Source organism: Gemmatimonadota bacterium, assembly GCA_026706845.1.
In the GTDB taxonomy this organism is placed as follows: Bacteria; Latescibacterota; UBA2968; order UBA2968; family UBA2968; genus VXRD01.
Map to the genome: position 1 here is coordinate 1 of JAPOXY010000219.1, position 25,455 is coordinate 25,455.

Annotated in this window: 24 protein-coding genes and 1 pseudogene; 12 read left to right on the plus strand and 13 right to left on the minus strand. The window is 51.9% G+C overall.

From position 1 onward, the window contains the following. The 8 genes and pseudogenes from OXG87_19890 to pdxA form a co-directional block, all read right to left on the minus strand. The coding region (locus tag OXG87_19890; GenBank protein MCY3871817.1) for an NADH-quinone oxidoreductase subunit H at positions 1–566 on the minus strand (566 nt) is incomplete at its 3' end. A gap of 7 nt (positions 567–573) precedes the next feature. Continuing rightward, positions 574–1,701: an NADH-quinone oxidoreductase subunit D gene (locus OXG87_19895; protein ID MCY3871818.1), complete on the minus strand. Its 1,128-nt coding sequence runs from the start codon at positions 1,699–1,701 to the stop codon at positions 574–576. A gap of 41 nt (positions 1,702–1,742) precedes the next feature. Continuing rightward, positions 1,743–2,159: pseudogene (locus OXG87_19900) on the minus strand (NADH-quinone oxidoreductase subunit C). Next, positions 2,156–2,689, minus strand: a complete 534-nt coding sequence (gene nuoB / locus OXG87_19905) for an NADH-quinone oxidoreductase subunit NuoB (GenBank protein ID MCY3871819.1) — start codon at positions 2,687–2,689, stop codon at positions 2,156–2,158. Before nuoB ends, OXG87_19900 begins: the two are co-directional and overlap by 4 nt. Further along, positions 2,689–3,063 carry an NADH-quinone oxidoreductase subunit A gene (locus tag OXG87_19910; GenBank protein MCY3871820.1) on the minus strand — a complete coding sequence of 125 codons (375 nt, stop codon included), beginning with the start codon at positions 3,061–3,063 and terminating at the stop codon, positions 2,689–2,691. Before OXG87_19910 ends, nuoB begins: the two co-directional genes overlap by 1 nt. A 17-nt stretch (positions 3,064–3,080) precedes the next feature. Continuing rightward, entirely contained in the window at positions 3,081–5,387 is a 2,307-nt protein-coding gene (locus OXG87_19915) for a xanthine dehydrogenase family protein molybdopterin-binding subunit (protein MCY3871821.1), read from the minus strand. Between the two features lie 85 nt (positions 5,388–5,472). Further along, on the minus strand, positions 5,473–5,931 hold the full coding sequence (locus OXG87_19920; protein ID MCY3871822.1) for a helix-hairpin-helix domain-containing protein: 459 nt from the start codon (positions 5,929–5,931) through the stop codon (positions 5,473–5,475). A 1-nt stretch (position 5,932) separates the two neighbouring features. Continuing rightward, positions 5,933–6,958, minus strand: coding sequence for a 4-hydroxythreonine-4-phosphate dehydrogenase PdxA (gene pdxA / locus OXG87_19925; GenBank protein ID MCY3871823.1), 1,026 nt, complete (start codon positions 6,956–6,958; stop codon positions 5,933–5,935). 133 nt (positions 6,959–7,091) lie between these two features. Here pdxA and OXG87_19930 point away from each other — a divergent pair, with 133 nt between their 5' ends. After that, entirely contained in the window at positions 7,092–8,441 is a 1,350-nt protein-coding gene (locus tag OXG87_19930; protein MCY3871824.1) for a hypothetical protein, read from the plus strand. 34 nt (positions 8,442–8,475) lie between these two features. On the opposite strand, the gene OXG87_19935 is transcribed toward OXG87_19930, so the two are convergent. The 4 genes from OXG87_19935 to bioF form a co-directional block, all read right to left on the minus strand. Further along, complete coding sequence (locus tag OXG87_19935; protein ID MCY3871825.1) at positions 8,476–8,841, minus strand: hypothetical protein; 366 nt, start codon at positions 8,839–8,841, stop codon at positions 8,476–8,478. 113 nt (positions 8,842–8,954) lie between these two features. Continuing rightward, the gene (locus tag OXG87_19940; protein MCY3871826.1) at positions 8,955–10,571 is read right to left on the minus strand and encodes an AAA family ATPase; all 1,617 of its coding nucleotides are present in this window, start codon (positions 10,569–10,571) and stop codon (positions 8,955–8,957) included. Positions 10,572–10,721: 150 nt separating this feature from the next. Next, positions 10,722–11,489 (minus strand): RNA methyltransferase, encoded by a 768-nt coding sequence (locus tag OXG87_19945; protein ID MCY3871827.1) that lies wholly within the window; start codon positions 11,487–11,489, stop codon positions 10,722–10,724. Further along, complete coding sequence (bioF, locus tag OXG87_19950; protein ID MCY3871828.1) at positions 11,449–12,663, minus strand: 8-amino-7-oxononanoate synthase; 1,215 nt, start codon at positions 12,661–12,663, stop codon at positions 11,449–11,451. The genes OXG87_19945 and bioF overlap by 41 nt, the downstream gene beginning before the upstream one ends. Before the next feature lie 131 nt (positions 12,664–12,794). Here bioF and lnt point away from each other — a divergent pair, with 131 nt between their 5' ends. The 4 genes from lnt to OXG87_19970 are packed head-to-tail and all read left to right on the plus strand — an operon-like array spanning position 12,795 to position 18,393. Further along, positions 12,795–15,086, plus strand: coding sequence for an apolipoprotein N-acyltransferase (gene lnt, locus OXG87_19955; protein ID MCY3871829.1), 2,292 nt, complete (start codon positions 12,795–12,797; stop codon positions 15,084–15,086). A gap of 18 nt (positions 15,087–15,104) precedes the next feature. Continuing rightward, positions 15,105–15,878 (plus strand): MBL fold metallo-hydrolase, encoded by a 774-nt coding sequence (locus tag OXG87_19960; protein ID MCY3871830.1) that lies wholly within the window; start codon positions 15,105–15,107, stop codon positions 15,876–15,878. A gap of 15 nt (positions 15,879–15,893) precedes the next feature. After that, on the plus strand, positions 15,894–16,928 hold the full coding sequence (locus tag OXG87_19965; protein MCY3871831.1) for a sodium:calcium antiporter: 1,035 nt from the start codon (positions 15,894–15,896) through the stop codon (positions 16,926–16,928). A 7-nt stretch (positions 16,929–16,935) separates the two neighbouring features. Beyond that, positions 16,936–18,393, plus strand: coding sequence for an SDR family oxidoreductase (locus OXG87_19970; GenBank protein MCY3871832.1), 1,458 nt, complete (start codon positions 16,936–16,938; stop codon positions 18,391–18,393). On the opposite strand, the gene OXG87_19975 is transcribed toward OXG87_19970, so the two are convergent. Beyond that, positions 18,390–19,175, minus strand: a complete 786-nt coding sequence (locus OXG87_19975) for a phytanoyl-CoA dioxygenase family protein (protein MCY3871833.1) — start codon at positions 19,173–19,175, stop codon at positions 18,390–18,392. The genes OXG87_19970 and OXG87_19975 overlap by 4 nt on opposite strands. Before the next feature lie 244 nt (positions 19,176–19,419). Here OXG87_19975 and OXG87_19980 point away from each other — a divergent pair, with 244 nt between their 5' ends. The 7 genes from OXG87_19980 to OXG87_20010 all read left to right on the plus strand — a co-directional run. After that, entirely contained in the window at positions 19,420–20,643 is a 1,224-nt protein-coding gene (locus OXG87_19980) for an XRE family transcriptional regulator (protein MCY3871834.1), read from the plus strand. Positions 20,644–20,823: 180 nt separating this feature from the next. Continuing rightward, on the plus strand, positions 20,824–21,912 hold the full coding sequence (locus OXG87_19985) for an AAA family ATPase (protein MCY3871835.1): 1,089 nt from the start codon (positions 20,824–20,826) through the stop codon (positions 21,910–21,912). Positions 21,913–22,079: 167 nt separating this feature from the next. After that, the gene (locus OXG87_19990; GenBank protein ID MCY3871836.1) at positions 22,080–22,433 is read left to right on the plus strand and encodes a hypothetical protein; all 354 of its coding nucleotides are present in this window, start codon (positions 22,080–22,082) and stop codon (positions 22,431–22,433) included. Positions 22,434–22,780: 347 nt separating this feature from the next. Continuing rightward, the gene (locus OXG87_19995; GenBank protein ID MCY3871837.1) at positions 22,781–23,569 is read left to right on the plus strand and encodes a pentapeptide repeat-containing protein; all 789 of its coding nucleotides are present in this window, start codon (positions 22,781–22,783) and stop codon (positions 23,567–23,569) included. Further along, positions 23,517–24,080: a pentapeptide repeat-containing protein gene (locus OXG87_20000; GenBank protein MCY3871838.1), complete on the plus strand. Its 564-nt coding sequence runs from the start codon at positions 23,517–23,519 to the stop codon at positions 24,078–24,080. Before OXG87_19995 ends, OXG87_20000 begins: the two co-directional genes overlap by 53 nt. 85 nt (positions 24,081–24,165) lie before the next feature. Then, positions 24,166–24,399, plus strand: a complete 234-nt coding sequence (locus tag OXG87_20005; protein MCY3871839.1) for a hypothetical protein — start codon at positions 24,166–24,168, stop codon at positions 24,397–24,399. Between the two features lie 2 nt (positions 24,400–24,401). Beyond that, positions 24,402–25,455, plus strand: a 1,054-nt coding sequence (locus tag OXG87_20010) for an SIR2 family protein (protein MCY3871840.1), incomplete at its 3' end; no start/stop codon positions are given.

A 25,455-nucleotide genomic window follows, 5' to 3' on the forward strand; every position in this document is an offset into this window, starting at 1 on the left:
AAGGGATAGGTTTCCTGTGCGAGGGTGATGTCGTAGAGCGACATGGTGCGGGTTATCATGACGATGGGGATGACCGATAGGATGAGGGGGATTTCGTAGGAGATATTTTGCGCGACTGAGCGGACTGCGCCGAGCAGGGCGTACTTGTTATTGGATCCCCAGCCTGCTAAGAATATGCCGATTACGTTGATGCCGCTGATGGCGAGAATCAGGACAATGGCGATGTTGAAGTCGTGGAATATGTAGGTGCTCGTAATGGGAAAGAGGGACGAGAGGGCGACGACGGGCGCAAAGACCAGGATGGGCGCGATGACATAGAGCAGTTTGTTGGCGTGTTCAGGTGTGAGGAGTTCTTTGCTGAGCAATTTGCCCATGTCAAAAATTTGTTGCATCAGGCCAAAGGGTCCGCGCTGCGGACCAATGCGGCGCTGTATGCGCGCGCTGAGTTTGCGTTCGAGCCAGATCAACATGATGGCGTTGACGCTCAAATAGGCCATGATGACGGCTATGGTTACACCGAGCGCGAGATAGGGGTTTTCAAAGAGTTGGATGACGTCTGTTTTCATAAGTGCGTTATCTGTCTATTTCGGGAACGACAATATCGATGCTGCCGAGGATTGCCACGGCATCGGCGAGCATGGTGCCTGCCATGACGGCGGGCATGGTCGAGATGTGTGAAAACGATGGGGTTCGCAATTTGAGGCGAAAGGGGATGTCGCTGCCATCGCTTGCGATGTACATGCCGAAGTTGCCCCGGGGTGATTCGACACAGAAGTAGTAATCGCCTTCGGGCGGGCGAATGCGTCTGGGCACCCGGGCTGCGAGAAAGAGGCCGTCGGGCATGTCGCTTACGGCTTGTTCGATAATGCGAATGCTCTGGCGCATTTCTTCCATGCGAACGAGTGTGCGGGCAAAGCAGTCGCCTTCTGTTTGTGTGGGCACGTCAAAGTCAAAGCGGTCGTAGATGCCATAGGGTTCGTCTCTGCGGACGTCGTGTTCGTGGCCCATTGCGCGCAGGCAGGGACCTGTTATGGCGTATTTTTGAACGAGGTCGGGCGCGAAGATACCGACGCCGATGGTGCGTTCGCGGAAGATGACGTTGCCGATGACGAGTTTTTCGTATTCTTTTAAGCGTTCGACAAAGTAGGTGCAAAAGCTGGAGACATTGTCGAGGAATACATCGTCGATGTCGAGAATGACGCCGCCAAATCGCGCGTAACAATAGGTGAGGCGCGATCCGGTGATGCGGTCCAGGATGTCGAGGATTTTTTCGCGGTCGTCAAAGGCGTAGAGAAATGGGGTAAATGCACCCAGGTCCATCAAAAAGGTGCCCAGCCAGAGCAGGTGGCTGGAGATGCGGTTGAGCTCATTGCAGATGATGCGAATGTATTCGGCGCGTTCTGGCACTTCAATGTCCATCGCGCGTTCTACGGCTTGACAATAGCCCACGTTGTAGATCATGCCGCCGAGGTAATCTACGCGGCTCGGGTTGGGCAAGAACTGGATATAGTCGCGGTTTTCGGCCATTTTTTCGTGTGCGCGATGTCCATATCCGATGATGGGTTCTGCGGAAATTATCCGTTCGCCATCCAGGTGTAATTTGATGCGCATGACGCCGTGTGTAGAGGGATGTTGAGGCCCCATGTTGAGATAATAGGTATCTCGACTTTTTGGGTCTTGTTCGACCTCAAATCGATTCATGACGCGTCGTCCTCGCTGCGATAGGGATTGGGGGGATCGACGAAGTCTTTGAGCAGGGGATGACCAAAATAATCTTCTTCCATTAAGATGCGTTTCAAATCGGGATGGCCTTCAAAGCTGACGCCATACATGTCGAAAATTTCGCGTTCGTACCAGTCGGCAGCGGGAAAGATTGTGGCAATACTGGGTGCGGCTGCATCGGGCGCTATGTCGGCGTGGATGATATGCCGTTGGGGAGTTCCGTATTGGTTAAACTGATAGATCAGGCGAAAAGCATTGTCGTTTTCACGTCGATCCTGACAGGTTATCATTTCGAGGTGAAAATTTTCGGATAGGAAGACATCTGCGATCTGGGGGAGCGTGTCGGCTGAAGCGGTGTGTTGTACATGAAAGCCACGCGCGTCGTATTTGGTCTCGGTTGCGTCGAGCAGGAGTGAAGAGAGTTTGTCGGCGATCATTTCTTGAATTTCTTTCCGGCTCGGATTTTTTCTTCCAGTTTGAACAGTGCGGCGAAGAGTGCTTCGGGACGCGGGGGGCAACCCGGTACGTACACATCAACGGGCACAATTTTGTCTGCGCCTTCGACAATGGCATATTGTCCGGGATATTTAAAGGGACCGCCATCGATGGTGCAGCCACCCATGGCTATGGCCCATTTGGGCGAGGGCATCTGATCCCAGAGCGTTTTGATGGCTGGTGCCATTTTGCGGGAGATTGTGCCTGCGAGGATCATGACATCGGCTTGTCGCGCACTCGGTCGAAAGACGCCCGCGCCAATGCGGTCGAGGTCAAAGCGCGCTGCGCCTGCGGCCATCATTTCGATGGCGCAACAGGCCAGGCCAAATGTGAGGGGCCACAGGGATCGGGACCGGGCGTGATTGAGCAGGTTTTCCAGCAGGTCCATGTGTACCAGTGGGCCGACCTCTTCGCGCAGTTCTTCAATGTCTTTGGGATCGCTTTTCACGAGAGGGAGTTCTATTTGTGCCATTATCGACTTCTCCAGTGCAAAACGCCTTTGCTCCAGGCGTAGATGATGGCGAGAAAAAGAATACCGACGAAGATTGTTAGTTCGATGAAGTCGCGCCAGGCGTAGGTGCCCGAATCGTAGATTACGGCGATGGGAAGAATATACAGTACATCGACTTCAAATGCGACAAAGATGAGTGCAAATAGGTAATAGGCAATATCGAAGCGTACCCAGGCGCTGCCGATTGTGTCCATGCCGCATTCGTAGGTCTCGCGGCTTTTGCGACCACGCGCGCGAGGGGATATGATCAGGGGCAGGACGACGGGAATTGCTCCGAGAACGATGCCCGAGAGGAGCAGGGCACCGAGAAATCCGTATTGCGAAAACCAGTCCATTGTGTTCTCCTATCTGCTCAGTCCGCTGCCTGACCATGGCTGCCATCCGCTTCCCACAGGGCTTTCAGGACTCGCGATGGCGACATTGGCAACTCGTTTAGCCGAATGCCAACAGCGCGGTAAATCGCATTGGCAACTGCGGCTGGCGGCGGGACAATGGGCACTTCGCCCACGCCCCGCACGCCATAAGGATGGCCCGGGTTGGGCACTTCTACGATGACGGTTTCTATCATGGGGAGGTCGAGTGTTGTGGGCATCCGATAATCCAGGAAAGAGGCGTTGACCATTACGCCCTGGTCGTTGTACACGAATTCCTCGTTCAATGCCCATCCGATTCCCTGTACCACGCCGCCCTGCATCTGCCCTTCTACATAGCCGGGATAAATGGCTTTGCCCGCGTCCTGGACGATGGTCGCCCGCAAGATATCTACTTTGCCCGTGTCTGGATCTACTTCGACATCTACGATTAATAGCGCGAATGCGGGACCGGCTTGCTTGCCGCTTACGGCAGCGCGTCCTACTACGGGGCCACCTGCGCCATTGGCTTTGGCGGCGAGTTCTTTGAATGTGATGGATTTGGATGCGTCCGATTTGGAGCGGAAAGTTCCGTCTTCAAAGACGATGTCGTCTTTTGATATTTCCCATAATGTCGCCGCTCGTTCGATCATTTGTCGCTTTACATCTTGAGCGGCTTCATAGCTCGCCCAGCCGGTTGCAAATGTCACGCGGCTTCCGCCCGTTCCATCGGTTTGTCCAATGGTGTCGGTGTCTGTCACATTTGGCATGATGTCTTCGATGGGAAGATTCAGGACTTCGGCAAATTGTATGGCGACTGAGGTGCGCGTTCCTCCGATATCGGGCGAGCCTTCGACGAGTGCTACTGTGCCGTCCGGGTTTACACTGGCGACTACTGTTGATGTGCCTCCGCCGTTGAACCAGAATCCGGCGGCGACGCCGCGTCCCCGATTCGGTCCTTCAAGGGGCGCGCTGTAGTGCGGATGCGCCATGGCCGCTTTTACGACTTCTTCTTGACCGATGCGCAAGAAGACCGGTCCATCGGCCCGCCGCGTGCCTTCTTTGGACGCGTTTTTCAGTCGAAATTCGAGGGGATCCATCCCGATCTGTTCGCATATTTCGTCTATTACTGTTTCAGATGCAAATGCCGCGTTGGTCGCGCCGGGCGCGCGGTAGGCGGACGATTGGGGTTTGTTTACGACGACATCGTAGCCGTCGATGAGGGAGTTTGGGATGCTGTAGGGCGAGAAAATACATCCCGCACCAGCGCCTACAGCAGAGCCGGGATAAGCACCGGCTTCATACGCCATGTAGGCTTGTGCCGCCGTTAGCAGGCCGTCCCGCGTTGCGCCCATTTTGACTGTGATGTAGGATGCGGGCGTTGGTCCGGTGGCTTTTAATACTTCTGTGCGGGACATGACCATTTTGACGGGTTTTCCGGTTTTTTGCGCCAGCAGGGCTGCGGTTGGTTCTTCATATACGCGGAATTTTCCGCCAAATCCGCCCCCGATTTCCTGCGGGATTACGCGTATGTCACCCACTTCGAGGCCGAGTACATCGGCGACCTGACCCCGCACTTCAAATGGTCCCTGCGTGCTACACCATATTGTGAGCTTTCCGTTTTCGCTCCAGTGCGCGGTTACGTTGTGTGGTTCGATGTATCCCTGGTGTACTGTTCCGGTCGCAAATTCCCGCTCTATGACTACGTCGGCTTCTTCAAATCCTTTTTCTATATTTCCCTGTTTGTGCTGGAAGTGGTTTGCGATGTTGCTCGCCCGGTCCGTTTCTTCGCCGAGGGATTTCATTTTTAAGTCGTCGTGTAATAAGGGTGCGTCGTTTTCCATTGCGCGGCGGACTTCCAGGACGGGTTCGAGTATTTCGTATTCTACGTCGATCAGGTTTAATGCCTCTTCTGCGATGTGTGCAGAGGTGGCTGCTACGGCTGCGATGGCGTGTCCGTCGTAGAGGACTTTGTCTCCGGCGAGTACATTGGCAATTAAGAATCGCAGATCTACGGATCCCTCACCGAGGTCGGAGACTTTGTCTTCGTAATTTTGGACGAGGTCTTTTCCGAGTACTATGGCTTTTACCCCGGGGAGTGCTTCGGCTTTGCTGGTGTCGATGGATTTGATCCGCGCATGCCCATGAGGGCTTCGCAGTGTTTTGCCGTATAGCGATCCGGTTAAGTGAAAGTCTGGACCATATACCGCGCGGCCCGTTACTTTATCGGTTCCATCGTGCCGTATCGGTCGCGTGCCCACTACTTTGTAGTTTTCAATTCCCAAATAGTCTTCTTTTTTTGTCGCCATAGCGCGGTCCTCATAGGGAGAGGTGAATTTTCAAGATGTGTAACTTATTATATATAACAAAGTATATATCCTCAGACAAATAAATCTACACCCCTTTTTCGTCCAGAAAAGCGGTGATCTTCTCGATGGTCTTTGTCCTGAAACCCTTTACCTGGCTGATTTGTCCGTTCACGACGACAGCCCGCAAGCCCTGCAAATCAACCACACCCAGCTCGCTAAAAAGGCGCCTGGCCATTTTGCCACCGATTCCCCGAATCTCGATCAATTCCAGCACGGTCAAAGGGACGCCCTGACGCTCCTGCAACGCGCAGACTTCTTTGCCTTCAATGACTTCGACGATTGTGTCTATCACTTCGTCGCTGAACTCGTTTGTGCGTTCCAGCATCTCCCTGCCTTCAACCGGGTACAACTCGTCCAGCCTGCCGCGTGAAAACGACTGGACCATCCAGGCGGCATTGAGATAATCTGCTGGATCCTCACCACATATCTCACGGTAATTCGCCACGCGCTTCAGTTCTTTTGCAATGGTGTAGTTTGACGGCATTTTATCGACTCATTTCCAATCGCTCGCGTACCGGCACCGCATATTTTCCGGCCGCGCGAATTGCTTCTACCATGCCCCGTTCTGACGCTATTCCCTGTCCGGCAATGTCAAAGGCGGTTCCGTGATCTACTGATGTGCGCAGAAACTTCAGTCCCATTGTCAGGCTTACTGTTCCGTGGAAATCCAGCGTTTTGGATGCTATATGCCCCTGGTCGTGGTAAAGCGATAATACCCCATCGTAACGCCCTTCCAGCGCCAGGTGAAATACCGAGTCCGCTGGTACAGGTCCCTGTACCCGCCATCCGCGTTTTTGCGCTTCTTTTACAGCGGGACCGATGACTTCGATTTCCTCTCGTCCAAACAGACCCTGTTCGCCTCCGTGTGGGTTTAAGCCAGCCACAGCTATGGTCGGTGTTTCCGTTCCCAGTTGCCGCAAATACAGGTCGCACAGGGGCAGTGCTTCCAGAATTCCCGCTTTTGTAATGGCATCTGGAATTTCCCGAAAGGAAATGTGTCGGGTGAGAAAGAAGATCTTCAAATTTTTTACCAAAAACAGCGTCATTGGCACTCGCAACGCCGCTCGCGCATTGAGCATCGCCGTGTGGTCGATATAAGGTAGCTTTGCAGCCTGTAATGATTCTTTGTTCAGTGGCGCTGTGGATAGGCCAGCTATGGTACCTGATAGAGCCACGTCAATTGCCCAGTCCAGATATTGATATCCCGCCCGACCGCCTTCGGCAGAGATCTGGCCATAGGCAATTGGCTCAGACAGACTCCCAACGTCGATAAAGTCGATACACCCGGCTTCATAATGTCCGTTGTGCGGCTTGTTTACGGCGTGTAAGTCCATATCCACACCCAGCATTTTTACCGTTTGCTCCAAAACCGATCGGTCGGCAAAGACCAGTGGCTTTATATCTTTATAAAGCGCGGGTTCACACAGCGCTTTGATCACAACCTCTGGTCCAATCCCCGCAGGATCTCCCACGGTTACACCAATCACCGGGCGTTCTGTCAATTCAGCCACGAATCCACCTCCTGTTCTTGAAAGAATAAGCGTTACAGAAACTACTGTCAACCGCATTGAGCTTCATTCGACAAAACGCCCTGTTTCCATTATATATAAAAAAAGATGTGAAATCTAATACGGGAGGAGCGTTATGAAATTGCAAGCAGGGGCTGCTACGTCCAATATTACACCCTGGCTGGGGGTTACGATGCCGGGAAGTTTTCAGCCGCGATACGGAGAGGATGTTCACGATGAGCTTCTGGCCAAGGCACTGGTGATTGACAATGGAGATGTCAGGATTGCGATGGTGACCTGCGATTTGATCGCGGTGCCAGAAGCGATTGCGAATGCAGTGAAGGCGCGCATTGAAGAACGGTGTGGGATATCTCCCGAGTGCGTGATGGTGAATGCGACACATACGCATTCAGGGGCAGGGGTGAGCAATCTCCTGGGTATGGGTGAAGATGAGGGTTATACGACATGGCTTCCGCTGAAAGTGGCCGATGCCGTGGAGTTGGCGATTAAGAGAATGCAGCCTGCCCGGGCGGGGTTTGCCAGTGTGATAGAGGATCGTATCTCGTTTTATCGGCGCTGGCTGATGAAGGATGGGACCGTGCGGATGAATCCGGGTTTGAACAATCCGGATCTCGTGCGGCCAATGGGAGAGATCGATCCGGAGTTGGCGATGATGTATGTGGAGGGGGTAGATGGTACGCCGATTTCGGTGGTGGCGAGTTTTTCACTGCACTATGTGGGGACGGGCAGTGTCGGGGAGGTGTCGGCGGATTATTTTGGCCAGTTTTTCAATGCGATGCGGCATTATCTGGGTGGGAACTGCGTGCCGATTTTGTGGAATGCAGCGTCTGGACAAATTAATAATAACGATTATAGTGGCGAGCGGATTTGGCAGGATCGGGGGCACCCCCGGGCGCGGCGGATGGCAAATGTTCTGGCAGGGCATGTTTTGACAGAGATTCAGTTGATGGATTTGGATGAGGAACTGGCATTGGAGGCTGTGACGGGGACGTTGGAATTTTCGAGGAAAGTGATTACAGAGACGGATCTCGATATTGCCGAACAGATTCTCGCAGGTGGATACGATTACGAGGAGGGTCCATTCAGCTGGGTGGTGGGGCAACCGGTGCGGAAGGATCGGGTAGGTGTGTATGCCAGGCAGTGCCAGCGGTTGGCGACGTTGCCCGAACAGATGACGGCACCCGTGCAGGCGATCCGGTTGGGCGATGCGGCGATTCTGGCGTTGCCGGGAGAGATTTTTGTGGAGACTGGCCTTCGGATCAAGGCGCAGACGTCGGCTTCGCCGTTGATGCTGGTGAGTCTCGCGAACGGGTATATCGGGTATGTTTGTACAGATGAGGCTTTGACACAAGAGGGGGGATATGAGACCTGGGCAGCCCTGTCGTCTTTGGGGGGTGTGGGTACAGTGCCGGCTATGGAGAGTTTGAGTCTGTCGCTTTTGGAGACGCTGGGGTTTGGGGGTTGATCGTCGCAAAAAAGTCTCGTCACAATGAGTTAGTTCAGCCTTTCAATGCATTAGTCAATGGCGAGCCACACCGCGTCAGTTCAATCAACACAGATTTTCCTCGAAAAGAAATTTTGTTGCGAGACTGTCGAAATTTGTTGACTTCATTGCGGTGAATGCCTCCGTGAACTGCGATGGGACGAAATTTGACCTTCGGGATGTTTTTCGGAAGTAATTTATCCGCGATAGCGGCACCAGCGCGTAGCTGTGGCGCGAACTTTGAGAAATCGGCCTTGCTTTCGGTTAGTTCTATGGGTGCAACCCACAGCCCACTATTTTTGTCACTACCTAAAAACAAATAGTCGCTGCGTGGTTCGCTGGCTGCAACCGGTGCTGTCTCGTGTTCTAAGCTGATGAGCACATTTGGCTCTGGTACTCCACGTAGCGATAGCGAACAGTTACCATCTCTACAAGTTGTTGCGTGACATTGTGGATCAGTTTTCCGCCGGACTGTTTCTACGGCCGTCGCTGGCATTATTCTTCCTCAATCCGGTTGGAAATGTCAGCCCATCGGTTATAGAGACCTTCTGTAATCAGCCCAAAGCCTGATGAGAAAGTTCCTGACTCAATGTCGAGATGCATTTCCCGAACCACTGAACCACTATTTTTTGATCCTCGCTCGAAAAGCCACGCACCTATTTCTTCTGGACGGAGTTCTACATCGGGATCATCAATTCCCCCACGACGCTCAGCGGGGAGTTCCGATAACCGAACCAGATTCGCCAATTCTTCCAGCACCCACTCGCTGTGTGTAGTAATGAGAATGCGGATGCCGGACTTGACCGCTACTGCGAGTTGGCGAATAAATTCGACCTGCATCGCCGGATGTAGGTGAGACTCGGGCTCCTCAATAATCAATAGGTCGCCCGGACGAACGACATGACGCAGATACAGCACTACCGGAGCCAACTCTGATACCATGGATGATGCATTCATCAAAGGGAGGTCCCGCTGCCAACCATCCGGACGATAGACAAATGAGGGGTAGTCAATTTCCGACCGTTCAACACGGACAGTTCCCGGCAATAGTGCCTGTTCCATACGTAAAGCAAGGTCATTGTTGCCTTGGGCTTCCCAGCGCGTTGAAGAGGCCAGTTCAACAAGCTGTTCCAGAAAGTCGCCGAGAACCCCAGAGAGTACTGGCATTGGAGATTCACGTCGCAGCCCGATACGCGATGCGCTTGCAATCAAACCCCGCACTGCCACTTGATGGGCGTGCATGACGCCAGCGCGGTCAGCAGGAAGGTAATACGCAGGATGAACCAACGGGCCGACGATACTAAGAGCAATAGAATTGGCAAGAATTCTAAGCAATTCAATCAAAGCAAGTTTAGCCGTTTCATCCTCACCCTTATTCTTCATTTCAGCCAGCCAGTCGACATTCCAATTGGCTGCCTTAGCACTACCCAACTTGCGCAACTCCATGTTCTCCATCTCAGTCAGCCATTCGACGTTCCAATTCCATAGAAGGACTGCGAGATCCTCTATATCCATTTGCAAGGGCATGGTATTCGGAATCAAAGCATCTATCTTAGTTCTTTGCTCTGTCACTGTAAATTTGTAACCTAAAGGATCATTTTGTGCGGTTTCCCTTGAGATATTGTGATGCAAGGAAAATGTAGTCTCGCTATCACATGGATGGCGAACCAAATTTTTAGTCTTGCCTACCCCAAAGCATCTTGTGATTTCACCCTCCAGGTCTTCGATTAAATGTGCGACATTGTTGAAAATTGGGCGTATCAACGTTGCAACGGACTCTGGCAATTCAATTGGGCAGGACTCCTCAGGTTCATTGGTTTCTAAATCCGAAAGCGTTTCTTTTGCCCAGGCATAAAGACCTGAAAGATCATGTTCCGACAAATCAAGACTTTGTCTCTGTTTTACATGTGAAAAGGATCTGAAGCTCTTGCGTCCTGAGTAGGCATTGAAAAACTGATGTAGTGCGTAAATCAGAACGGCCATATAGGATTTGCCGGTGTTGCTGGGGCCTACGAAAACAGTTAGTGGGCGCAGGTCAATTTTTGCTTTGGCAATGGGGCCAAAGTCGGTAACTGTCAACTCGAGGTTTTGGGAGTCGGGGGTTGTAGCCATTGCTGAGTCCTCCTGCGTGTCAAATAGTACAGCCATACCCCAGTAGTCGTGTAATGCCTACTGATGCTGTCCTTAATTATCACCTATCTCGCGGGCAATGACAAGACAATTCTCGACAATGGCGAGACCGATGAATAATCACATTGCCCATTACTCTGTTTTTTGGTCGGGCGGTGGGATGGGGTCGAGGCCGTGCCGTGCGATGAAGCGATCGACCTGGCGGAAGACGCGGTGTATGGTCGCTACGTCGCGGTGTTCCATGTCGATGCGACTGAAGATTCGACGGATGGATCGGACGAAGGTCTGGGGGCGGTGCCGCGAGACAAAGCCGAGTTTGTCGAGTGCAGTTTGGATGTGGTCATACATGGATTCGAGTTCGCGGTGCGTGGCCAAGTCGAGTTCTGATGGTTTGTAGGGGATTTCGGAATGGGTTGCGCGAAAGAGTTCGTAGCCATAGATGAGGGTGGCTTGCGACAGGTTGAGGGAGGGGTAGCGCACGGCTGAGGGGATGCGGGAGATTAGCTGGCACAGTTGGATTTCGTTGTTGGTCAGTCCGTTTTCTTCCCGGCCAAAGACGATGGCGCCTTTGTGGTTTTGGGGGAGGGATAACAGTTTGTCTGTCGCGGTTTGGGGCGGGTGTACGATGTCGAATTCGCGGCGTTTGCGATGGGATGTGCCCACGGCAAGCGATACGTCTGCGAGTGCTTCGGGCAGTGAGGATACGACGGTTGCACCGTAGAGGATGTCGCCCGATCCGTGCGCCATTGCGCGGGCTTCGCCGCTGGTGTGGTCGGGGGGGTTGACGAGGTAGAGGTGCGATAGGCCCGTGTTTTTCATCGCGCGAGCCACGGCGCCGATGTTGCCGGGTTCTTTGGGTTCAACCAGGACGATTCGGATGTGGTTGAGGGGGTTGGACATGGTGGTCTCCAAAAAAACTGTGTCGCACTTCGGTCATGGCGTCTAATAATTGTGCGATGTCGTCGTCGGTATGGGTTGCCATGACGGAGAGGCGCAGACGGCTTTGGCCCTCGGGTACGGTGGGGGGGCGTATGCCGTAGAGGTAGATGCCGCGGTTGTAGAGGTGTTCGGATATTTCAACGGTTTTCTGGGCGTCGCCGATGAGTATGGGGATGATATGGGTTTGAGATTGCGCGAGGTCGAATCCGAGGGTTTGAAGATACTGGCTGATGGTTTTGGTGTTGTGCCACAGGCGCTGGCGAAAGCTGGCGTCGCGCTGGATGAGGTCGAGTGCCGCGGTGGTGGATGTACAGGCGTCAGGCGGCATTGCGGTGGTGTAGATGTACGCTGCCGAGCGGTTGCGAATGAGGTCGATGAGGTCGCGGCTGCCACAGATGAAACCGCCGGATGCGCCGAGGGCTTTGCTGCCCGAGGTCATGTGGATGTCGATGGCTTCGGGAGAGAGGCCAAAGTGTTCGAAGGTGCCGCGTCCCCCAGGTCCGAGCACGCCGGTTGCGTGGGCGTCATCGACCATGAGGATGGCGTTGTGTTGTTCGGCGAGGGAGACGAGTTCGGGCAGTGGGGCGATGTCTCCGTCCATTGAGAAGACGCCGTCGGTGACGATGAGGCGACGGCGATGGGCGGACGAGGTTTTGAGTTGGGTTTCGAGGTGGGCGATGTCGCAGTGGTTGTAGATGGCGATTTGTGCTCGGGAGAGGCGACAGCTGTCGATGATGCTGCGGTGGTTTAACTGGTCGCTAAAAATGATGTCGTCGCGGTTGATGAGGGTGGGTATAACGCCGAGGTTGGCGGTGTAGCCCGTGGGAAATGCGATGGCGGATTCTGTACCGAGGAATTGTGCCATGCTGTTTTCGAGGTCGGCATGCGGGGACATATATCCCGAGATGAGTGCCGATGCTACGGTGCTGCTTCCATAGGTGTTGAGGGCTTCGATGGCTGCACCTTTGAGGACGGGGTGGTTGGCGAGGCCCAGATAGTTGTTTGAGCAAAAGAGGATGAGTTCCCGCCCTTTGATGCGGATGCGGGGTTCCTGGCTGGTTTCCACACATCGCACCGAGCGGTAGAGGTTTTGTTTGCGCAATGCCTGGAGTTCTGTATTGAGGTCGGGTAACATGTTATAGACCCGTTTGTTTTTTGTATGGCAATTGACAGAGATTTGACCCGCCTTTATATTCCGTAATCTTTGTGTTTTTTGCAATAGGGATTTTTAACCACAGATAGACACAGATGAACACAGGTGATAGTATGGCGCAGGACAATACGTGGGGTTGGCGGTTGGTGCTCGGGTATCCGATTTTGTCGGGTTTGCTGATGGCAGCGGCTTTTCCTCCTTTGCCGCTCGGTTTTTTGGCCTGTATCAGTTTGTTGCCCCTGATTCCCGTTGCCGAAAATCTGCGTGGGCGCGTGGCTTTTGGCGCGGGTTTTTTGCAGGGTGTGGTTTTTTACGGTGCGAGTGTTTATTGGATTGCGTGGATTACCCCCCCGGGTATGGCGGGGGCAATTTTGTATATGTCGCTTTTTCGGGGGCTGTTTGTGTGGTTGTGGGCGTTTGCAATGGCGCGCGTTGGCAGGCTGGGGTTGTGGATGGTGCCTTTTTTGTGGGTGGGGTTTGAATATTTTAATACACTGGGCGATATGGGTTTTCCGTGGATGCTGCTTGGGCATACCCAGGTGGATTATTTGCCTTTGATCCAGATTGCAGAGGCGACTGGGGTTTACGGCGTGTCGTTTTGGGTGGTGGTGGTCAATCTGATCGCGTTTAAGGCATTGGAAAGTGCGCGGCGCGGTTTGATGGTTGGTGTTCTGGTTCTGGCTTTTGTACTGCCAGCGGGATTTGGTTTGTGGCGGATGGCAGAGCCGGTTGATAAGGGCGATTTGAAGGTCGCTATTGTGCAGCAAAATGTGCCACCTGTTGAGAAGTCTTACTGGGGTTTTGATCACAATTTTAACAAGTTGGAGCCTTTGACGATTCAGGCTGCGGAGTCGGGGGCGCGGTTGGTTGTGTGGTCAGAGGCGGCTTTGCCGGCGTATTTGAAGCGCGATGATGCATCGCACCAGGCGTATCAGGCGCGGGTGCAGGCGCTGGTCGATTCGCTGGGGATTTATCTGTATATGGGGGCGAATCGCTTTGAGTCCGCGGAGCGGGATCGCTATTATAATTCTTCTTTTTTGTTGGAGCCTGGCGGGGGTGATTTGCCGCATTACGACAAGGTGAAGGTGGTGCCGTTTGGGGAGCGGGCGCCTTTTCCCAGGTTGCTCGGGTTTTTGCGCGATTTTCGGTGGAGCGGTGGGGGATATATCAGCGGCGATTTTGAGAGTGGGACGGCGCTTACGGTTTTTGAGGTGCCGGGTGGAAAGTTTTCCGGGATGATTTGTTTTGATTCGGTGTTTCCCTGGCTTGCGCGCAATATGATGGTTCGGGGTGCCGAGTTTTTGGTGGTGATTACGAATGATGGATGGTACGGGCGTACGTCAGCACCGTATCAACACGCGGATATTGCGACGTTCAGGGCTGTTGAGAACAGGCGTTGGGTAGTGCGCTGTGCCAATACGGGTGTGTCGATGTTTATCGATCCCTATGGGCGGCAAGAGCAAAAGACGGGTTTGTTTCACGAGGCTGTTGTGGCGGGGGCTATTGCACCGAGCAATGAGCAGACGCTTTATATGCGGTTTGGCGATTTGTTTTCTCAGTTGTGCGGCGTGATTGCGCTGATGGGATTGGCGGTGTCTGCTATTCGCAGGCCGCAAGAGGAGGAGGATGTTACACCGCCTGAAGGTACGGTGCCGGCAATTATGCCAGACCGCTATGAAGAAGATCTGCCCGATGAAGGCAAGCCGATGCCTTTTCTCGATCATCTGGAGGAGTTGCGATGGCGCATTTTGAAGGGGTTGGCCGCGATTATTATAGGCGCAGTTTTTTGCGGGATATTTGTCAATGAGATTTTGGATGTGTTGATCCACCCTACCCGCGAACTGGAAGATAAAATGATATTGCAGACCTTAAGACCGATGGGCATGTTTATGGTCAAGTTGCAGATCGCGCTGGTGGGTGGGGGGATTCTGGCGCTGCCGTTTTTGATTTTTCAGATCTGGATGTTTGTCGCGCCCGGTCTGTTTGCCAGCGAGCGGCGATTTGTGACGTTTGTGATTGGTTCAGCTACTGTGTGTTTTGTTGTTGGTGCTGTTTTGGCGTACTGGCTGGTTATCCCATTGGCGATGAAGTTTTTTGTTGGTATGGCTGCTGATACGATTGTGATGCCGCAGTTTGATATTGGGGAGTATATCGGTTTTGTGCTGCGCCTTCTGATTGCTTTTGGCCTAGTGTTTGAGTTGCCCGTGTTGACGTTTTTTTTGGCTAAGATGGGGATTGCAACACGCGATCGGATGCGAAAGGGACGGCGTTATGCGCTTGTGTTCGGGATTATACTCGCCGCTATTTTGACCCCTCCCGATCCCCTGTCTCAGGTTTTGATGGCGCTGCCGCTCGTGGTTTTGTATGAGATTAGTATTTGGGTGGCGCGGATTGTGAATGAATAGCGATTAAAGGAGTTACAGGTGAAGATTTGTTTGTTGGCAAGTGGTAGCGGTGGCAATTCGATTTGTGTTCAAAATGGTTCTTCAAGTGTGCTTATCGATGCGGGTTTGACGGGTAAGAAGATCGAAGAGCGTTTGCGAGGTGTTGGGTTTGATCCAGCGGGTTTGCAGGCTGTTGTGGTGAGTCACGAGCATTCCGATCATATTAAGGGGGTGGGGGTGTTGGCGCGGCGATATGGGCTGCCGGTTTGGATGACGGAGGGCACTTTGAATGCTTCGAAGAAGATTTTTCGGGGGAGTGAGAAGATTCGGGTTTTTGAAAATGATGAGGCTTTTTCAATTGGCGATCTGTCTTTTCAGGCGTTCCAATTGCCCCACGATGCCGCTGATCCCGTGAATTTTTCTGTGACAGATGGACATTCCTATGTGACGGTTGCTACAGATATGGGTACGGTGACACAGCTGGTTTATCAGCATATGCGCCGCGCCGATCTGGTGATTATTGAGACGAATTACGATCGCCAAATGCTGATGGATGGACCTTATCCATGGGTTTTGAAGCAGAGGATTAATAGTACGCACGGTCATTTGTCAAATGATGGGGCGGCCGAGGCGTTGTGCGATCTGGCGCGAGAGGGTTTGAAACAGGCGGTTCTGGCGCATTTGAGTCAGAAAAATAACCGGCCGGATCTGGCGCGAGAGACGTGTGCAGATATGTTGCAGGGTCAGGGTATTCGGTCTTTTCCCCTGAGCGTGGCTGAGCAGGATCGTCCGAGTGATATTTTTGTGATTTGATTGGGAAGGATAGCGATGGAAAAGTGGATTGAAGAGCTTGTGATGGGGTTGGCCAGTCCGTTCCTGCTTGTGATTATTGCGGTGACGCTGTACACGCTCGGCAAAGGCGCAGATTGGCTCGTCGATGAAGCTGTGACGCTTTCGGTGCGCTGGGGGCTGGGGAAGGCGGTTATCGGTGCGACGATTGTGAGTATTGGTACGACGACGCCGGAAGCAGCGGTGTCCGTGTTTTCGGCGATTCAGGGGAAACCAGGGCTTGCGCTTGGGAATGCCGTTGGTTCGATTATTTGCGATACGGGTCTCATTATCGGTCTGGCTTCTTTGATTGCTCCCTTGCCTCTTAACCGCCAGTTGGCGTCGCGGTTGTCCAATGTGCAGGTGGGGGCTGGTATTCTTCTGGTGCTCGCCTGTTTTCCGTGGGCTTCTCCCGCGAAATTGTTTACCCAGGGTGGGGTTTTGCCACAGTTTGCCGGGTTCGCTTTTGTCGTACTTTTGGGACTTTATATTTGGCAGTCGATCCGATGGGCTGCAACTATGTCGGATGCTGAGCAGGAAGATGCAACCGGTGCGGAGGAGAGTAACGCGTCCCTCGTGCTCGTCAAGTTGATCCTGGCGATTGCGGTTATTGTTATTTCAGCTCAGATTCTCATTCCCAGTGTGAGTATTTTGGCAGAGAGAATTGGCGTGCCAAAGCACATTATTTCTGCAACGCTGGTCGCGTTTGGCACGTCGCTCCCAGAACTCGTGACGGCGATTACCGCTGTCAGACGCGGGCACGGCGAGTTGGCTGTTGGCAATATTATTGGCGCAGATATTCTCAATGTGCTCTTTGTCGCTGGTGTCTCGGCCGCGGCAACACCAGGTGGTTTGCAAGCCGATGGTCAGTTTTTCCAATTTTTGTTTCCGGCAATGGTGTTTATTCTCGTTGTTTTCCGTTGCGGCATTTTTGTGTCGGGCAATGCGATGAAGCGTCCTTTTGGGGTTGTGCTGGTGGCGACGTGGCTTTTGGTGACTCTGCTCAGTTATGTGTTGTCCATAGATATGCATTAGGCAGGCGATGTCTCAGGATAAGGGAAAAGGCGGGTTTGTGCTGGTGACGGGAGCCAGTGGGTATGTTGGTGGGCGGCTGGTTCCGGCGCTTGAAGAGAGGGGAGCGCGCGTGCGTTGTCTGGCTCGCAATCCCCAGTATCTGGCTGGTCGGTTTTGTTCCGATACTGAGATTGTCGCGGGGGATGTGCTGGATCGGGATTCGCTGAGGGTTGCTCTGGAGGGGGTAGATACGGCGTACTATCTGGTGCATTCTATGGGGTCCAGAGCCAATTTTGAGGAGCAGGACCGCATTGGGGCACAAAATTTTGCTCGCGTCGCGCTGCAGCAAGGGGTTCGGCGCGTTATTTATTTGGGGGGGCTGGTTGGAGATCGTCAGCTTTCTTCTCATTTGGCGAGTCGCCGGGAGGTGGGGGCTATTCTAACTTCTGAGGGACCTGAAACGCTGGAGTTTCGCGCTTCTATTATTATTGGTTCGGGTTCGCTGTCTTTTGAGATGGTGCGGAGTCTGGTCAATAAGTTGCCGATTATGATTACGCCGAGCTGGGTCCGCACGCCAACTCAGCCGATTGCGATTGAGGATGTGATTGCCTATTTGATCCGGGGTCTGGATGTGGAGGCGGAGGGTAGTGCGGTTTTTGAAATTGGGGGTCCAGAACAGGTGTCCTACGGCGGGTTGATGCGCGAATATGCCCGCCAGATTGGTGTGCGGCGTCTTATGATTCCGGTGCCTTTTTTGAGCCCTCGTCTTTCCAGTTTGTGGTTGGGACTGGTGACGCCTCTTTATGCGCGGGTGGGTAAGAAGCTCATCGACAGTTTGCGCAATGAGACGGTTGTTCGAGATGATGGTGCGCGCGAGCTTTTTCCCGTCCGTCCTCTAAATGTGCGTCAGGCGATGGCTCGTGCGCTTGAGGAGGAGGACCGGGAGATGGCGCAGACCCGCTGGAGCGATTCGGTGTCGTCAAGTGGTGAGGAGCCTTTTTGGGGTGGAAGGCGTTTTGGTTCGCGGCTTGTTGATCGCCAGCAGGCTTTTGCGAATGTGGAACCCGGCCGAGCTTTTGCTCCTGTTCAGCGCATTGGGGGAGATCAGGGCTGGTATTTTGCGACATGGCTCTGGTATTTGCGCGGTTTTATGGATTTGCTGTTGGGCGGGGTGGGTATGCGGCGAGGGCGACGGCATCCGGTTGATGTGCGGCCGGGAGATCCCCTGGATTTCTGGCGTGTTGAGGCTTTTGAAGAACATCGCCTTCTGCGCTTGCAGGCAGAGATGAAGGTGCCCGGTCGGGCATGGCTTCAGTTTGAGGTCCAGCCCGTGGAGGGGGGCAGTCAGATAACGCAGACAGCTATTTTCGATCCTCTGGGGTTGGGCGGGTTGCTTTATTGGTATGGCCTTTATCCCATTCACTGTCTCATTTTCAAGCGTATGCTGAAGGGTATTGTAAATCAGGCGGAGTTGGATATGCCTTAGCTGGCGATCTTTAAGAGCCTGCCAGCACCCTTTCCTGGATAGGTTCTCGAGTTGGCGCCGGGGTAAGCATAGCCGTTTATAAAGATGCGCCGCGATTTCTGCGAGCGGTTCGGTTCGCTGCCGTGGATGACGTATGGGTTGAATAGAGCTACGCTACCGGCTTTCATGATTCCCGTTATAGCGTCGTCGGGGTTGAATAGTGCCGGGTATTCTTCTTCACTGCGACTCAACAGGCCCAGATGTCCCAATTTGCAACTTCCAGGGATGAATTTCAGAGGTCCACTTTCTTCGGTTACATCGTCAATGGCGATGGCTTGCTGGACAAAGCTGCCGCGTCCGTTGACGTCCTTCCACCAGGGTTTTCCATATCCGCGATGTTCGCTGTCCTGATGCCACGGAAATGCCACGTTGTCGCCGGGTATTTTGAAGTGGGCCTGGTTGATTAGCTGGTTCATTTCGTTGCTGCCCAGCAACTGGCTCGCCACGCCGAGCAGGCGGGGATCTTTACCATAAGCGAGTAATACTGGTTCGGCTGCCCCGCACCAGGAGATGCGATGAATGATGACCTGTCCCGATTCCTTTCTTTCTATGGCAAAATCAGAGCCTTTGTGGATCCCGGGTTCCGATAGCGCGTAGGCTATTTTTTGCAGACGGTCAAATCCTGCTCGCATTTTTTCGATTTCAGTCGGCGTAAAGACGTCCGGTACGATGACGAATCCAATTTCGAAGAATGCTTCGATCTGTTCGTCACTGAGCATTGGGTGAGGCGTCAGGTTTCCCATTATGTATCTCCCTGAAAAAGCGAAAGGTCCCGAGAGATCCCAGGACCAACTGCCGACTGGGACCACCCCCAGTCCAGTGTTCGGAAATATAGTCCTTAAAAGCCTATTATGTCAAGAATGCGTTTTTGGGACAGTGCGATAATCAAAATAATTATTTTCTATTATTGACAAATATAGTGCGATTATCTAAACTGATATTGGATAGACGGTTATTAATGATATTCCCAATATTCAGAGGTGCGCCATGGTTATTACTTCCGAAGAGATCGGACAGCGATTGCGATTTGCACGCGAAAGCCGACATATTACTCAGGAGGCTGCCGGTACAGTGCTTGGCTTACAGCGTTCTGCGATCAGTCTCATGGAATCCGGCCAGCGGCAGGTTTCCACGCTTGAGTTGACCCGTCTTGCGGATCTGTACGGGCGTTCGGTCGAGTGGTTTGTCAATCCGGATAGTCCGCTCAAACAGGAGGATCCAGTGGTCGCGCTTTTTCGCGCGGAGCCAGGTTTGCAGAGCGAGGTTGTTCAGGAGCAAGCTCGGCGTTGTTTGCGTTTGCTCAGAGAAGGCGCGTCACTTCGACGATTAACGGGGCGCGGGACAGATGTTTCTCTACCCAGTTATGAACTTCCGCCCCCTCGGTCGGTGGGACAGGCGATTGCCCAGGGCCAGCTTGTGGCCGAGCAGGAGCGTCGGCGTCTCGATTTGGGCAATGCGCCCGTTAATGTGTCCGAGACTCTGGCTCGCCAGAATATCTGGACAGCGACTTTGCCGTTGCCCGATGAAATTTCGGGTCTTTTTTTGAGTAGTCCCGATTTTGGTATGGCGGTTCTGGCGAATCTCAATCAGGCGCCGGTGCGTCGGCAGTTTTCGTTTGCTCATGAACACGGTCACGCGCTTATGGACCGCGATGAGGCGGCTACTGTTACGAGTGCTCATAATGCTAAGACGAGGACTGAGCAGCGGGCGAATGCTTTTGCAGCCGCTTTTCTGATGCCCGAAGAGGGTGTGCGAGATTTTCTGCATAGTCTGGGTAAGGGAAGAAGTGTCCGTCGCGAGGAAGCGGCGATGGATGCTGTTACTGGAGAGGGTATTCAGGGTGCGTTGCGCAGTCCGGCGCGTTCACAGCATATAAACTATGTGGATGTAGCGCTTTTAGCCCGGCACTTTGGAGTGAGCTATGCGGCAGCGGTTTGGCGGTTGCGCGGTTTGAATCTTCTGAGTGCTGAGCAAACCGAAACGCTTCTCGATCAGACGGAAGAGGCTAACCGCTATTTGCGCGCTGTGAGGGCTTATGCCGATGTAGAGGATTCCGGAGATGAAACGCCTCGAAATCACGAGTTGGATTGGCAGGTTCTTTGGCTGGCTCTGGAAGCGTGGTGGCGCGGGGAGATTTCACAGGGACGACTGCTCGAAGTGGGCTGTCTGTTGAATATTGAGGATGAGACGATTCTCGATCTGGCGAATTGAGGCTTTCTGAATGAGACAGAAAGTCCCAACGCCGATTGATTTCGCACCATACGGAAGCGACCCCTTGCATGGAAGTATGCCATTCTTTATTTTAGGTATGGTGTGAGACGCACGCCTTTAGGTTTTATATTTATAGTTCTCCGCTTTTAGTATCAGCGAATTTTATGGGATTAAATTGCTATGCTCAAACGCCTTTATATTGACAACTACAAGTGCCTGACCAACTTTGAGATTCGTTTCGAGGAATTGACGCTGCTCCTCGGACCAAATGGATGCGGCAAGTCGGCTGTGTTTGAAGTTGCTGGGAAACTGCGTGATTTTATTAGCGGCGATGCAGGTGTCAACGAATTGTTTCTCTCCACCGATCTCACTTATTGGAGCACCAAACCAGAACAACGCTTCGAATTGGAAATTGACATTTCTGGCGGACTATATTTTTATCGACTTGTGATTGAGCATGCTCCAGAAAAACACTACGCACAGGTAACTCGCGAAGAACTTCTGTTCAATGACAAGCCGCTCTTTGTTTTTGAAAACGGCGAAGTACAGCGTTATTACGACGATCACAGCAAGGGGCCAAAATATTCTTTCGAATCGGGACACTCAGCACAGGCAACAGTGGCTGAAGGTTATCCGAAATTGCAGGCATTCCGAAATCAAGTACGCCGTTTTGTGACGCTCTCTTTAGAGCCAAGACGCATGAAAAGCGGTTCAGATTTTGACACCGATAGACTCAGCGATAGCGGTATGAATTTTGCGTCGTGGTATCAGGGACGCTTACAAGAGAATCCGCGCCGAATCTTTGAGGTAATGGATCAGTTAGGCGATGTTCTGCCGGGCTTCGCAGGTTTGAGACTTGTTCCGAAAGGCAGTGATTACAGAGAGTTGCAAGCGGAGTTTTTCTCGGCAGATACAGAATCGAGTTCTATCTATCGGTTTGACCATCTTTCAGATGGTCAGCGTGCTTTGATCGTACTGTATTTTTTGCTCTTTGCCGATGATGCTGGACGCACTCTGTTTTTGGATGAGCCGGATAACTATGTCACTCTTCCTGAGTTGCAACCATGGTTTGCTGAATTGGAGGATGGCTGTGGTGACACCTTGCCTCAGACCATATTGATTTCTCACCATCCAGAAGCGATTGATTTTCTCAGCGATAAGGCGGTTTGGTTGGGGCGTGATCCGGAGAGCCATACGCGTATTATGGATGTCAAAAACAATACCAGGTTAAAAATTTCTGAACTCTACGCTCAGGGACTCGCACCGTGAATCGTCCCCAAATTACCGTCCTTTGCGAAGACAAGCAGCACGAATCTTTTATCCGAAGATTTCTCAAAAAACGCAATCGGAGGGTATATACTGTGTCGAGGTCGAGGCCCGGTGCAGGTGCAGGAGATCAATTTGTTCAGGATAATTATCCGGCATATCTGGATGCTGTGCGTAAACGAAACGGTATTCTTGTGGTGATGATTGATAGTGATAATGACAGCATTGAGGAGCGGATGAAACAATTGGATGATGCTTGTACTCAAAAGGGGGTTTCGCCGCGTGAATCTGGCGACAAAGTCAAAATCGCCATCTTCGTTCCTAAACGCAATATCGAAACCTGGCTTGCCTATCTGGATGGTGAGCCTGTGAACGAGACGGACGAATATCCTAAGCTTGGACGGGAGCGGGATTGCGAAAAACATGTTAAAGTGCTTGAAGAAATGTGTACAAGAGGAAGATTGCGAACCCCTGCGCCACCATCGCTGGAAGACGCCTGCCGAAAATATAACAACGTTTTTTGATTCCTTTGACTATCCAAAATCCGTGGCTTTCACGAAATAACTTTCGTCCTGTAGAAAGAAGCTAAAGTAGGATATGGTGACGAAGCATGAAAGATCCTATTGTTGAAGAAATTAGAAAGATAAGAGAGGCCCACGCGGCCAGGTTCCAGTTCGACTTACACGCAATCTGCGAAGATCTTCGGAAAAAAGAGAAGACATGTGGATACCCCATCGTGTCACTGCCTCCCAAACGCATCTTTAAGAAACCGGTTGAGTAAAGTTCCATAATCAACTTGAATTGATTATGGCTAACCATCAAAGGATGTTCGATCCCTCCGAGCATCCTTAATTCTTTTTGGAAATCCGCGATGAATCTCGTTTCTAAAATCAAAGAGAATCTTTTTCCGATCTTTCAGATCGCTCTTATCGTCCTGCTTGCCATACTGTTGGTAGTTTTTGTGGGCGTCATATTCTCCAAGAGTGTCGAACAGTGCATTTCTGGTCTTATAGGTTTAACTGCCAAAAACAAGATTCTGACATTTCTTGGAATCGGCATGGGCGGCATACTGGTCGCCTTGCAAGCTCTGATGTCCTACAAGCGCGCTAAGGCGATGGAGGATACCGCAAAAGCTCAGGCCGATGCTGCGAACGCTCAAGCAGATGCCGCGCTAGCTCAGGCGAGAGCCAACCAGAACACTGAGCAGGGTCTGCGACAAGAGCGTCTGAAAAACGCCATTGAACACCTGGGGCACGAAAGAGACTCCGTGCGAATGGGTGGGGCCTACGAACTCTTCCATCTGGCGGAAGACAGCAAAGATTTGAGAAAGACAGCACTGGATATGCTCTGTCTCCATATCCGACAGACGACGAGTGAAGGTGAGTATCGAGAAAAGCACAAATCTAAACCTTCGGAAGAAGTACAAAGCCTATTGACATTGCTATTCGTGCAGGATCACGAGATTTTCAAAGATCTCCAAATCAACTTGCAGGAAAGTTGGCTAAATGGGGCTAATCTTAGAAAAGCGCGTTTACAAGGGGCTATTCTGACTGGGGCACACCTGCAAAAAGCTAATCTTGAGGAGGCGCATTTGCAAAGAGTCAATCTTGTCAAAGCACACCTGCAAAAAGCTCAGACTCGCATATCTACAAGAGGCTGAGCTCTGGTTTACGCTTCTACAAGGGACTGAGCTTAGCATGGCACGGCTACAAGGAACAGATCTTTACAATGCACAGTTACAAGGGGCCGATCTTTACGCTACAAATCTGCAAAAAGCTGATCTTTGCGAGGCAGGATTACAAGGGGTTGATCTTGACAGGGCACATCTGCAGGGAGCCGATCTTCGGAAGGCACATCTGCAAGGTGCTTTTCTTGGTGGAGCACACCTACAAGGTGTTTTTCTTGATGAGACGCACTTAGAGGGTGTTATCTCCACGAATTGGTCACCCTCTACATTTTTTGAAGATCGCATCCGGAACCAGATTGGTACAAAAACCGATCTGTCTGGCGCGATTTTCGCGGACGCATCAAGCCAAAGGGATGCGGACTCTATCGAGCAATTTCTGAAAGACAGCGGTGCCATTATCAAAGCCTATACTAAAGAGGAAGCCGAACAATGGATTGCCGAATACAAGAAAGCCATGTCAGAAGTGCCGGAGGACGATAGCTAATGCCGATTCTATAGTCGTGTTTCATTCAAGTATGTTGAAATAAGTTTGTTATTGCCCTACTCTCTGTCCAAAAAGGAGAACCACAATGGAGCTTTACGAACTCGTCCTTGAGATGAAGCAGCTTGAATGGCGGCTCACGCTTTACGAAGAAAAATACGGGATTCTCAGCCAGGATTTTTACAACATTTTAATGGCCGGCAAATTATCGCACTACGACGGTTTTGACGAGACCCGAACGGATTTCAGTCGGTGGAAAGGCATTTACGAAACCTGGCAACGCCGCAAGACAGCCTATAACAACTTTCACGAAGGGAATTGATCGTGACGGCATCCGATATTCATGAAGAACAGGAAGATTTAATCCTCCCACTGGATGCTTTTATTCGTTCAGTTGGTGTGAATCGGGCTACGCAGCATGCACTTTTTCTTGGTGCAGGTGCTTCTGTTAGTTCTGGTATTCCCTCTGCCGAAAAATGTATATGGGAGTGGAAAAGAAGTATCTTTGTAACCAATAATCCAGGCCTTGAAGAGCAATTTTCTGAACTATCCCTTCCCAGTGTCCAGAGTCGTATTCAAGAATGGCTGGATCGGCAGGGCATATTTCCATCGGCTGGCAGTACCAACGAATATGAGTTTTATATCGAACATTGCTATCCAATTATGGAGAACCGCCGAGCGTATTTTCAAGATAGAATACGTTCTGCTAAGCCACATGTGGGCTATCGTTTGCTGTCACATTTGGCTCAAGGTGACATAGTGCGGTCCGTCTGGACAACCAATTTCGACGGATTTACTACAAGAACTGCTGCTGATTTCAACCTTACGACAATCGAAGTTGGTATCGATTGCCAAGAGCGTTTACATCGGATTCCATCTAAAGGGGAATTGGTCTGCGTTTCTTTGCACGGAGATTATCGATATGATTCTCTGAAGAACACACAGGAAGAGTTACAAACACAAGAGACAGAGCTCCGAGAGGCTCTTATTAGAGAACTCCGCAATACGCCTATGATAGTGATTGGATACAGTGGGCGCGATCAGTCAGTTATGGAAATGTTTAAAACCGCCTACACTGGACAAGGGTTGGGTACTCTTTACTGGTGTAGGTATGAAGATGGCGAGATACCAGAACACATCGCCGATCTGATCCGGCATGCAAGAGCAAATAAGCGACCAGCTTTTTATGTGCCCGCACAAGGTTTCGACGATTTGATGACACGTTTGGCTTTGCATTGTCTTGACAGCGAGGCACGTCAAGCGGCTCAGAATGACCTTTCCCAAATGGCTCCCCGAGATTTACTCGATAGAAAACCATTTCAGATAGAGGCACAGCAAATAAACACTCTCATTAAAAGCAATGCCTTTGAAATTGAGT